This window comes from Mycobacterium sp. E3339 (genome assembly GCF_001666915.1).
In the GTDB taxonomy this organism is placed as follows: domain Bacteria; phylum Actinomycetota; class Actinomycetes; order Mycobacteriales; family Mycobacteriaceae; genus Mycobacterium.
On record NZ_LZIZ01000014.1, the window covers coordinates 1 to 11,440 of the forward strand.

General features: G+C 69.3%; 10 protein-coding genes and 1 pseudogene. 1 reads left to right on the forward strand and 10 read right to left on the reverse strand.

The genetic code is table 11. The features are described from left to right. From A5702_RS00660 to A5702_RS00705, 10 genes are all read right to left on the reverse strand, one after another. The coding region (locus A5702_RS00660) for a biotin/lipoyl-containing protein (protein WP_197506471.1) at positions 1-558 on the reverse strand (558 nt) is incomplete at its 3' end. Continuing rightward, entirely contained in the window at positions 555-1,610 is a 1,056-nt protein-coding gene (gene bkdB / locus A5702_RS00665; protein WP_067820755.1) for a 3-methyl-2-oxobutanoate dehydrogenase subunit beta, read from the reverse strand. The genes A5702_RS00660 and bkdB, both read right to left, overlap by 4 nt. Then, the gene (gene pdhA / locus A5702_RS00670; protein ID WP_068217384.1) at positions 1,611-2,711 is read right to left on the reverse strand and encodes a pyruvate dehydrogenase (acetyl-transferring) E1 component subunit alpha; all 1,101 of its coding nucleotides are present in this window, start codon (positions 2,709-2,711) and stop codon (positions 1,611-1,613) included. It lies immediately after the preceding gene. Between the two features lie 208 nt (positions 2,712-2,919). Next, the gene (locus A5702_RS00675) at positions 2,920-3,741 is read right to left on the reverse strand and encodes a CoA ester lyase (protein ID WP_055404868.1); all 822 of its coding nucleotides are present in this window, start codon (positions 3,739-3,741) and stop codon (positions 2,920-2,922) included. Then, the gene (locus A5702_RS00680) at positions 3,738-4,232 is read right to left on the reverse strand and encodes a MaoC family dehydratase (protein ID WP_055404869.1); all 495 of its coding nucleotides are present in this window, start codon (positions 4,230-4,232) and stop codon (positions 3,738-3,740) included. Before A5702_RS00680 ends, A5702_RS00675 begins: the two co-directional genes overlap by 4 nt. Then, a complete protein-coding gene (locus A5702_RS00685) occupies positions 4,229-5,395 on the reverse strand; it encodes an acyl-CoA dehydrogenase family protein (RefSeq protein WP_067820746.1) in 1,167 nt (388 codons plus the stop codon). The genes A5702_RS00680 and A5702_RS00685 overlap by 4 nt, the downstream gene beginning before the upstream one ends. Then, a complete protein-coding gene (locus A5702_RS00690) occupies positions 5,392-7,398 on the reverse strand; it encodes an acetyl/propionyl/methylcrotonyl-CoA carboxylase subunit alpha (RefSeq protein ID WP_068217387.1) in 2,007 nt (668 codons plus the stop codon). Before A5702_RS00690 ends, A5702_RS00685 begins: the two co-directional genes overlap by 4 nt. A 5-nt stretch (positions 7,399-7,403) precedes the next feature. Then, positions 7,404-8,975 carry a carboxyl transferase domain-containing protein gene (locus tag A5702_RS00695; RefSeq protein ID WP_068217390.1) on the reverse strand — a complete coding sequence of 524 codons (1,572 nt, stop codon included), beginning with the start codon at positions 8,973-8,975 and terminating at the stop codon, positions 7,404-7,406. 11 nt (positions 8,976-8,986) lie between these two features. Beyond that, a complete protein-coding gene (locus A5702_RS00700) occupies positions 8,987-9,637 on the reverse strand; it encodes a 3-oxoacid CoA-transferase subunit B (RefSeq protein ID WP_068217393.1) in 651 nt (216 codons plus the stop codon). A 49-nt stretch (positions 9,638-9,686) separates the two neighbouring features. Beyond that, a complete protein-coding gene (locus A5702_RS00705; RefSeq protein ID WP_068217396.1) occupies positions 9,687-10,430 on the reverse strand; it encodes a CoA transferase subunit A in 744 nt (247 codons plus the stop codon). Positions 10,431-10,613: 183 nt separating this feature from the next. On the opposite strand from A5702_RS00705, the pseudogene A5702_RS00710 reads away from it, so the two are divergent. Then, positions 10,614-11,246: pseudogene (locus A5702_RS00710) on the forward strand (TetR/AcrR family transcriptional regulator); the annotation flags it as partial. Positions 11,247-11,440: the final 194 nt, after the last annotated feature.

The window sequence follows — 11,440 nt, forward strand, 5'->3', positions numbered from 1 at the left end:
GCTGACCTTGGCGGCCGGGATCTCCCTGTGCGACAACGTCATTTTCTCGGCCATCCGGGCCTGCACGCCGCGGACCGGGCGAACGTCGGCGCCGTTCTGGCCGGCCGCCGCCAACACTTCCGCCCGGGTGATGATGCCGTCGGGGTCGCGCTGCACCGAGCTCAGGTCGACCTTCAGCTCCTTGGCCAGTTTGCGCACCGGAGGGGCGGCCAGCGGGCGGCTGCGTCGGCTGGCGTCGACGCCGGCGTCGGCGCCGTAGCCCACCAGCGTGGGTACCGCTCCACCAGGGGCGTCGCCGTTCACCGGTGCGGTGTCGATGCGGACCAGCACCGCCCCCACGGCGAGCACATCGCCTTCCCCGCCGTGGGTTTCGACGATTCGGCCCGCGTACGGGCTGGGCAGTTCCACCTCCGCCTTCGCCGTCTCCACCGAACACAACACCTGGTTGAGCTCGACGTCGTCGCCTGCGGCGACGTTCCAGCGGGTCACCGTCACTTCCTGCAATCCCTCACCGAGATCCGGGACGCGGAACGCCTTGACCCGCTCGTCGGCGCTCATGGCTGCCCCAGCGAACGCTCGACGCAGTCCAGCAGCCGGTCGGGGCCGGGTAGCCACAGTCGCTCCAGCCGGGCGGGCGGGTACGGGGTGTCGAATCCGCAGGCGCGCAGGACCGGCGCCTCCAGCTCGTAGAACATCTCCTCCTGGATCCGGGCGGCCAACCCCGCGCCATATCCCAGGCTGCGCGGACCCTCGTGCATCACCACGCAACGCCCCGTCCGGCGAATCGACGCCGCCACGGTCTCGAAATCCAACGGCACCAGTGACCGCAGGTCGACGACCTCCAGGCTCCAACCGCGTTGCCGCTGAGCCTCTTCCGCGGCGCCGACCGCGGTGCTGACCAGGCTGCCGTAGGTGACCACGGTGACATCGGAGCCGGCGCGGCGCACCATCGCCCGCCCGATCGGCGGTTCGGGCCGCTCGGTATCCACCGACCCGCGGACCTGATAGCGCCGCTTCGGCTCGAGGAACATCACCGGGTCCGGACAGGCGATCGCGTGGCGAAGCAACCAGTACGCGTCGGACGGGCAGGACGGAACCACCACCTTCAGGCCGGCGGTATGGGCCCAATACGATTCGGTCGAGTCCGAATGATGTTCGGCCGCACCGATTCCGCCGAAGGACGGGATGCGCACGGTCACCGGCATGTTGATCTCGCCGCGGGTGCGGGTGCGGTACTTCGCCAGATGGCTGACCACCTGATCGAACGCCGGGTAGGAAAACCCGTCGAACTGAATCTCGGGCACCGGCACGAATCCGCGCAGCGCCAGTCCTACCGCGATACCGATGATGGCGGATTCGGCCAGCGGCGTGTCGAAGCAGCGCTGCTCGCCGAATGTTCCGGCCAGCCCCTCGGTCACCCGGAACACCCCGCCCTCGACCGACACGTCCTCGCCGAACACCAGCACCCGCTCGTCGGCGGCCATCGCGTCGTGCAGGGCCCGGTTGAGCGCCTGCACCATGGTCATCACTTGCGCGCCGAGAGCGGTGTGCTGCGTTGCGGCCGTGCGGGTTTCGTCGGGGGTGACCGGACGATCGGCGAGCTGAGTCATTCACGCCTCCCCGTCGTTGCGGTCGAGCTCGGCCCGCAACTGCTGGCGCTGCGCCTGCAATCCCGGCGTCATCTCGGCGTACACCGTGGTGAACACCTCGTCGATGTCGAAATCGGGCGCGCCGAACACCGCGTCGCGCAATTCGGCGCGCATGCGCTTCGCACGGGCGGCCACCCGGTCCTCCAACCGCGTCGACCAAATGCCCTGTCCCTGAAGGTAGGTGCGGTAGCGCGGGATCGGGTCGAGCGCCGTCCAGCGGTCCACTTCCTCCTGGGTCCGGTAGCGGCTCGGATCGTCGGACGTGGTGTGCGGGCCGAGCCGGTAGGTGACCGCCTCGATCAGCGTCGGGCCACCGCCGGCCCGGGCGCGCGCGGTGGCCTCCGCCATCACCGCGTAGCAGGCCAGCACGTCGTTGCCGTCCACCCGGATCCCCGGCATCCCGTAGCCGATGGCCTTGTGCGCGATGGACGGTGCCGCGGTCTGCTTGTGCAGCGGAACGGAAATCGCCCACTGATTGTTCTGCACGAAGAACACGCACGGCGCGCTGAAGACGGCCGCGAAGTTCAGCGCCTCGTGCACGTCGCCGACGCTGGTGGCGCCGTCACCGAGGAAGGCCACCGTCACCGAATCCTCGCCGAGACGTTGCGCCGCCATCGCCGCGCCGACCGCGTGCAGGGTCTGGGTGCCGATCGGGATCGACGTCGGGGCGCAGCACTTTTTGGTGAATTCCAGTCCGCCATGCCAGGTTCCGCGCCACACCGCGCCGACGTGCCCGGGCGGGATGCCGCGCACCAGATACGCACCCAGCTCCCGGTATTGGGGAAACAGCCAGTCCGTCTTGCGCAAGCACGCCGTCGCCCCCACCTGCGCGGCCTCCTGGCCGCGGCACGACGCGAACAGCGCCAACTCCCCCTGGCGCTTGAGGTTGATGAACTCGGTGTCCAGCTCGCGGGTGACCATCATCATCTCGTAGAGCCAGCACAGTGTCTCCGCGGGAAGGTCACGGCCGTAGCGGAGTTCGGGCGTCGGTGTGCCGTCCGCGGCGACGAGTTGCACCGGCTCGAGGTCGACGGTCATCGGCAGTTGAGGCACCGTCGCCATACCGTCTCCCTACTTCGGTGCCGCAGGGCCACAGCCAAAGCTCAGCCGGGACCCACCGCGAGCCGAAGTCGATCGCCAGCTACCCGAAAGGCCTCGCTCGCCGCGACACTGGCGTACCCACCATTATGCGCTCAAAAGAGAAGAGACCGCGGTGATCGCGACCGTGTCGCGGCCACCGACAACGCGGTTGCGTGCGAGGGTTCGACCGTCACCCGGCGCCGGACTGCCCCGCCCTGCGCACCAGCATTTCCGCGTGCTTGAGCACCGGCGAGTCGACCATTTGTCCCTCGAAGGCGAAAACACCGCGCTCGGTGCGCGCCGCCTCCAATACCCTTCGCGCCCAGTCGACTTTCTCCTCGCTGGGCCGGTAGGCCTCGCGCACGACGGCGATCTGGGTCGGGTGGATGCACACGGTCCCGTGGAAACCCACCGCGACGGCGTCCGCGGCTTCGGCCCGCAAGCCTTCGACGTCGCGGATATCCAGATGCACCGCATCGAGCGCGGCCCGGCCGAAGGTGGACGCCGCCAGCAGGACCGTCGACCGGACATGGCGGGCGAAGTCGCGGTAGGTGCCGTCGGCCAGGCGGCTGGAACTACCGCCGAGGGCCGCGACGAGGTCCTCGGCGCCCCACATCATTGCGACGGTGCCCTCCGCGGCGGCGATCTCGGTGGCGAACACCGCCCCGCGGGGCGTCTCGATCAGCGCGATGACGTCGCGGGGCGCCAGCGCGGACACCTGGGCGGCCGACTCGGTCTTCGACAGCATCACCGTGGTGTAGGGCGTCTCGGCCAGGGCGTCCAGGTCGCGGGCGTGCTCCTCGGTGCCGGCCGCGTTGACGCGCACCACGGTGCGCTCGGGATCCAACGGGGTCTCGGCCAGCGCCTTGCGCGCGGCGGCCTTGTCCGACTGGGCCACGCCGTCCTCGAGGTCGAGGATCACCACGTCGGCCGCGGCCGCGGCTTTGGCGAAGCGCTCGGGGCGGTCGGCCGGGCAGAACAGCCAGCCCGGACCGGCGGCTTGCAGTTTCATCGGGACTCCTCGCCGTCCGGCCGCTTCTGCACCAGCGTGGTCCGCACCGCCCGCGCGACGACGTCGCCGTGCTGATTGCGTCCGGTGTGCTCGAGGGTGACGATCCCTTCGCCCGGCCGGCTCTTCGACTCGCGCTTGCCGGTGCACACGGTCTCCGCGTACAGGGTGTCGCCGTGGAAGACGGGCTTGGGGAACGACACCTCGGAGAAGCCGAGGTTGGCCACGATGGTGCCCAGCGTCAGCTGCGATACCGACAACCCGACCAGGGTGGACAGCGTGAACATCGAATTCACCAACCGCTCGCCCCGAAAGCCCGGTTGCTCGGCGGCCCACGCCGCGTCGAGGTGCAGCGACTGGGTGTTCATCGTCAGCGTGGTGAACAAGACGTTGTCGGCCTCGGTGATGGTGCGGCCGGGCCGGTGCAGGTACGTCGTGCCGGTCTCGAATTCCTCGAACCACAGGCCCCGCTGGACGATTGACTTGTCGGTCACGACAGCCCCAGCGACCGCGCGATGAGCATCAACTGCACCTCGGTGGTCCCCTCACCGATCTCGAGGATCTTGCTGTCGCGGTAGTGCCGCGCCACCGGGTACTCGTTCATGAACCCGTACCCGCCGTGAATCTGGGTGGCGTCGCGCGCGTTGTCCATGGCGGCTTCCGACGCGATCATCTTCGCGATGGCTGCCTCCTTCTTGAAGGGCTTGCCGGCCAACATCTTTGCGGCCGCGTCGTAGTAGGCCGTACGCGCGACATGCGCGCGCGCTTCCATCCGCGCGATCTTGAAGCTGATCGCCTGATAGGAGCCTATCGGCTGCCCGAAGGACTGGCGTTCCTTCGCGTACTTGACGCTCTCGTCGACGCAACCCTGGGCCGCCCCGGTCGCCAGCGCGGCGATCGCGATGCGGCCCTCGTCCAGGATGGACAAGAAGTTCGCATAACCCGTGCCGCGGGCGCCCAGCAGGTTCTCCTCCGGGACGCGGGCGTCCGCGAAGCTCAGCGGGTGCGTGTCCGAGGCGTTCCATCCGACCTTGCTGTAGAACGGTTCGACGGTGAATCCCGGTGTGCCGTTGGGCACCATGATCGTCGAGATCTCCTTTTTCCCATCGGCGATGCTGCCCGTGACCGCGGTGACCGTGACCAGCTTGGTGATGTCGGTGCCGGAGTTGGTGATGAACTGCTTGCTGCCGTTGATCACCCACTCGCCATCGTCGAGCCGGGCCGTCGTTCGGGTGGCGCCCGCGTCGGAACCGGCGCCCGGCTCGGTCAGCCCGAACGCGGCCAGGGCGCGCCCGGCGGCGAGGTCCGGCAGCCACTTGGCCTTCTGTTCTTCGGAGCCGAAGCGGAAGATCGGCATCGCCCCGAGGCCGACGCCCGCTTCGAGGGTGATCGCCACCGACTGGTCGACCTTGCCAAGTTCCTCGAGCGCCAGCGACAGGGCGAAGTAGTCCCCACCCATCCCGCCGTACTCCTCGGGGAACGGCAGGCCGAACAGACCCATCTCCCCCATCTTGGCGACGACCTCGTACGGAAAGCTGTGCTCTTCATCGTGTTTGGCCGATACCGGCGCGACGACGGTGCGCGCGAATTCGGCGACCGTGTCACGAAGGTCCTCGTATTCCTTGGGCAGGGTTCCCGCGGTGATGGATGTGGTCATGTTTCGTCCTTACTCGAATCGACTGCTGCGTCGGGCTCTTCGGGCACCAGCCGGGCCAGCACCTGGTCGACCGTGACCTGATCGCCGACGGACACCAGGAGCTCCACTCGTCCCGAAACCGGCGCGGGGAGCGAGTGTTCCATCTTCATCGCCTCGACGACCACCACCACGTCGCCCTCGGTGACCTCGGCGCCGGAGTCGGCTTGGACGGCGATGACACTGCCGGGCATGGGGCTCAGGATTTCGGCCTGCTGCGCACCGGCGGCGCGGTGAATCTTGTGTTCCTCGGCCTCGCGCAGGTGCCACGCTCCCCGCTGGTCGGCGATCCACAGGTGGCGGTCGGCCTCGGCGAACCGGTATTCGCGGCGCATCCCGTCCAGCGTGACGTCCATCCGGGCACCGTCGACTTGCACACTGGCGGAACGGATCTCACCCGCTCCCACCTGCACCCGCGCGCCGTCCGGTGGCCCCCACACCGACACCGTGTCGCTGCGCAGCGGGGTCTGCATCTCGGTCCGGACGGGGGCCGGCGCACCCCCGACCCGCCAGCCGGTCGGAACGGCCCAGGGGTTGCCCGCGGCGTGACGGTTCAGCGCCCACTGCCGGTACAGGCCGCCGGCGGCGAGCACGTCGTCGGGCGCCGGCAGCGGCGCGAAGTCCGCCACCCGCTCGTCCAGCAGCGCCGTGTCCAGGTCACCGGCGCGCACGCGTTCGTCGGCCAGCAGGAACCGGAGGAACTCGATGTTGGTCTGCACGCCCAGGATCGCCGTCTGCGCCAGCGCCCCATCGAGTTTCGCCAGCGCCTCGTCGCGGTCGTCGCCGTAGGCGATCACCTTGCTCAGCATCGGGTCGTAGTCGCTGCCGACCACCGTGCCCGCCAGCAGCGACGAGTCGACCCGGACGCCGGCGCCGCCGGGCTCGCTCACCTGCAGCACCCGGCCGCCGGTGGGCAGGAAACCCCGCGCGGGATCCTCGGCGTACAGCCGGGCCTCGACCGCGTGGCCGCGCAATTCGATGTCGTCCTGCGCGAAGCCCAGCTTCTCCCCGGCCGCCACCCGCAGCTGCCACTCCACCAGGTCCAGCCCGGTGATCGCCTCGGTGACCGGGTGTTCCACCTGCAGGCGGGTGTTCATCTCCATGAAGAAGAACTCGTCCGGGCGATCGGCCGAGACGATGAACTCCACCGTGCCCGCGCCGACGTAGTCGACGCTGCGCGCGGTGTTGCAGGCCGCCGCCCCGATGCGGGCGCGCGTCTGCGGGTCGAGCAACGGCGAGGGCGCCTCCTCGATCACTTTTTGGTGGCGCCGCTGCAGGCTGCATTCGCGCTCGCCGAGGTGCACCACGTTGCCGTGGGTGTCGGCCAGCACCTGCACTTCGATGTGCCGGGGGCGCAACACGAATCGCTCCAGGAACAAGGTGTCGTCGCCGAACGACGAGGCCGCCTCGCGGCGCGCGCCCGACAGGGCATCGCGCAGCCGGCCCGGGTCATCCACCAGGCGCATGCCCTTGCCGCCGCCCCCCGCCGACGGCTTGATCAGCACCGGGTAACCGATCTCGTCGGCGGCCGCGACCAACTCGTCGTCGCTCAGCCCGGGCTTGGCCACACCGGGCACCACCGGCACGTCGAAGGCGGCGACCGCGTTCTTGGCGGTGATCTTGTCGCCCATCACCTGGATCGCCCGCGTCGGCGGGCCGAGGAACACCACCCCGGCGCGCTCGCAGGCGGCGGCGAATTCGGCGTTCTCGGATAGGAATCCGTAGCCCGGGTGGATCGCCTGGGCGCCCGTGCGGGCCGCCGCGTCGAGCACCTTGGCGATGTCGAGGTAGCTCTCGCGGGCCGCGGCGGGGCCGAGGCGCACGGCCGTGTCGGCCTCCAGGACGTGCCGGGCGTTGGCGTCGGGGTCGCTGTACACCGCGACCGACCGGATCTCCAACCGGCGCAGCGTGCGCATCACCCGGACCGCGATCTCTCCGCGGTTGGCCACCAATACGGTCTGGAACATAGTCATCACATCCGGAACACGCCGTAGGACACCGGTTCCAACGGGGCGTGCGCACATACCGAAAGGGCCAGCCCCACAACCGTTCTGGTGTCGGCCGGATCGATGATGCCGTCGTCCCACAGGCGCGCGGTCGAGTAGTACGGGTTGCCCTGGTCCTCGTATTGCGCGCGAATCGGCGCCTTGAACGCCTCTTCCTCGTCGGGCGGCCAGGGTGTCCCGGCCGCGGCGAGCTGCTCACCGCGCACCGTCGCCAGCACCGACGCGGCCTGCTCGCCGCCCATCACCGAGATGCGCGCGTTGGGCCACATCCACAGGAAGCGCGGTGAATACGCGCGTCCGCACATCGAATAGTTGCCCGCGCCGTAGGAGCCGCCGATCACGACGGTGAGCTTGGGCACCCGGGCGCAGGCCACGGCGGTCACCATCTTGGCGCCGTGCTTGGCGATGCCGCCGGCCTCGTAGTCGCGGCCGACCATGAACCCCGCGATGTTCTGCAGGAACAGCAGCGGAATCCTGCGTTTGTCGCACAGCTCGATGAAATGCGCGCCCTTCAAAGCGGATTCGCTGAACAGGACGCCGTTGTTGGCGACGATCCCGACCGGATGGCCGTGGATGCGGGCGAAGGCCGTCATCAGCGTCTTGCCGTAATTGGCCTTGAACTCGCTGAATTCACCGCCGTCGACCAACCGCACGACGACCTCGTGCACGTCGTAGGGCACCCGCGGATCCGGCGGCACCACGTCGTAGAGCTCGCTCTGGGCGTGTTTGGGCTCGACCGTGGGGTGGATGTCCCATTGGCTGGCCTCGCGCGGCCCGAAGGTGGCCGCGATGGCGCGCACGATCCGCAGCGCGTGCTCGTCGTCGTCGGCGAGGTGATCGGTGACGCCCGAGACCCGCGAGTGCAGGTCGCCGCCGCCGAGATCTTCGGCCGAGACGATCTCGCCGGTGGCGGCCTTCACCAGGGGCGGCCCGCCGAGGAAGATCGTGCCCTGCTCGCGCACGATGACAGCCTCGTCGCTCATGGCCGGCACATAGGCGCCGCCCGCCGTGCACGAGCCGAGGACGGCGGCGACCTGGGGTATCTCCTGGGCGCTCATGGTCGCCTGGTTGTAGAAGATCCGGCCGAAGTGCTCGCGGTCGGGGAACACCTCGTCCTGGCGCGGCAGGAAGGCGCCACCGGAGTCCACCAGATAGATGCAGGGCAACCGGTTCTGCAGCGCGACTTCCTGTGCGCGCAAGTGCTTTTTGACGGTCATCGGGTAGTAGGTGCCGCCCTTGACGGTGGCGTCGTTGGCGACGATCACGCACTCGCGTCCGGACACCCGGCCGATCCCGGTGATGATTCCGGCGCCGGGAGACTCGTCGTCGTACATGCCGTTGGCGGCCAGGGCGGCGAGCTCCAGGAACGGGCTGCCCGGGTCGAGCAGTCGATCCACCCGCTCCCGCGGCAGCAGCTTGCCGCGGCTGACGTGACGTTCGCGGGCGCGCTCGTTGCCGCCCAATGCCGCGGCCGCCAGCTTGTCGTTCAACTCGGCGACCAGCCGGCGATGCTCGTCGACAAACGATGGCGCGGTCATCACGGACGAACTCACGAATGCCTCCCGGTTGTCGCCAGCACAAGCGGCGGTTCGGTCTTGTCGAGCACCTCGTCGGCCGAGACGCCGGGGGCGGTCTCGATCAGGTGCAGACCGTCGTCGCGAACGTCGATGACGGCCAAGTCGGTGATGATGCGGTCGACGCATCCCACGCCGGTCAGCGGAAGGCTGCATCGCGCAACGATTTTCGGGCTGCCGTCGCGCGCGGTGTGCTCCATCATCGCGATCACCTTGCGGGCGCCGTGGACCAGGTCCATGGCGCCGCCCATGCCCTTCACCATCTTTCCCGGGACCACCCAGTTGGCGAGGTCGCCTCCGGCCGAGACCTGCATGGCCCCGAGCACCGCGATGTCGAGGTGTCCGCCGCGGATGATGCCGAACGAGGTCGAGGAACCGAAGAAGGCCGCACCCGGCAGCGTGGTGACCGTCTCCTTGCCCGCGTTGATCAGATCGGCGTCGACGTCCTCAGGCCGGGGATACGGCCCCACGCCGAGGATTCCGTTCTCCGAATGCACGACGACGGTGACACCGGCCGGGATGTGGTTCGGCACGAGGGTGGGCATGCCGATGCCGAGGTTGACGTATTGGCCGTCCTCGAATTCGGCTGCCACCCGCGCGGCGAGGCCGTCCCTGTTCCAGCTCACTCGGCGCCACTCCTCCTCATCACTTCGTTCTGCATCGTCGTCGGCGCACTCACCGCACCGTCACCTTCTCGATCGGCTTTTCCGGATTCGGCACGTGCACCACCCGGTGCACGAAGACGCCGGGCGTGTGCACCGCGGCGGGATCGATCTCGCCCGGCTCGACCAGATGCTCGACCTCCGCGATGGTGATCCTGCCGGCCGTGGCGCAATCGGGATTGAAGTTGGCGGCGGCCGCCCGGTAGACCAGGTTGCCGTGCCGGTCGCCCTTCCAGGCGTGCACCAGCGCGAAGTCGGTGCGGATCGCGCGCTCCAGAACGTAGGTGACGCCGTCGAACTCGCGCGTCTCCTTGGGCGGCGACATCAGCGCCACGCCGCCGGAGGCGTCGTAGCGCCACGGCAGGCCGCCGTCGGCGACCGGGGTGCCGACGCCCGCGGGCGTGTAGAACGCCGGGATGCCCGCGCCGCCGGCGCGCAACCGCTCGGCCAGCGTGCCCTGCGGGGTGAGCTCCACTTCGAGTTCACCGGCGAGGAACTGGCGGGCGAATTCCTTATTGTCACCGAAATACGAGGCGACGGCCCGGCGAATTCGCTTGTGGTGCAACAGCGCTTCCAGTCCGACGCCGTAGCCGCCGCAGTTGTTGGACACCGTCTCAAGGTCACGGGCGCCGGTTTCGACCAGCGCCGTGATCAGCGCCTCGGGAATGCCGCAGAATCCGAATCCCCCGACCGCCAGGGACGACCCGTCGGTTATGTCGGCGACCGCCTCGGCGGCCGTCGCCACCACCTTGTCCATCGCCGCAGCAGCCTCCTTGCCGTCCCGGGGCGGGCTTTTGAGTTAATGCTCATTAACTCACGGCAGAGAATACCATCGTCGGTGCCGCCGGTCCAGGGACGACGACTTGGCTCATCACAGCAGGTTAACCGGCCAATAATCTGCTAAGTTAGTGACGATTAACCAACTGGACGGGGGGTCGTGATGACAACGTCCACCTCTTACGGCGCCGATGCCCCAAATCGCCGCAGCCAGTTGAAATCCGACCGGCGCCTGCAGCTGCTGTCGGCGGCCGAGCGACTGTTCGCCGAGCGCGGTTTCCTCGCCGTGCGGCTCGAGGACATCGGCGCGGCCGCCGGCGTCAGCGGTCCGGCGATCTACCGGCACTTCCCCAACAAGGAGTCGCTGCTGGTCGAGTTGCTGGTGGGCATCAGCGCGCGGTTGCTCGCCGGGGCCCGGGAGGTGCGGGCCCGCAACGGTGACGCGGCGGCGGCGCTGGACGGCCTGATCGACTTTCACCTCGACTTCGCGCTGGGCGAACCGGACCTGATCCGCATCCAGGACCGCGACCTCGCGCACCTCCCCGAGGCGGCCGAGAAGCAGGTACGCAAAGCGCAACGCCAGTACGTTGAGGTGTGGGTCGGGGTGCTGCGCGAGCTCAACCCCGAGCTGGCCGAGGCCGACGCCCGGCTCACCGCCCACGCGGTATTCGGCCTGCTCAATTCGACGCCGCACAGCATGAAGGCCCCGGACACCGGGCGCGGAAAGCCGGCCCGCGCGGCGCGGTCCCGCGCGGTCATGCGGGCGATGACGGTCGCCGCCCTCGCCGCCGGCAACGGGGGACTGAACCGGTCGGTGGGACGTGAATCGTTCATGTCCACCTCATGGATTGCAGAGTACCTGCGCCGGGCGCCCGAACGGCGAATCACCTCACCGGCGCCGGCTCCGGGGGCACCCGTTGCCGGCGGCGAGGGCGGCGACCGTCATCGCCCGCATGACCGCGCGGGACCGCGCCGCGCGGGCCGGCACGG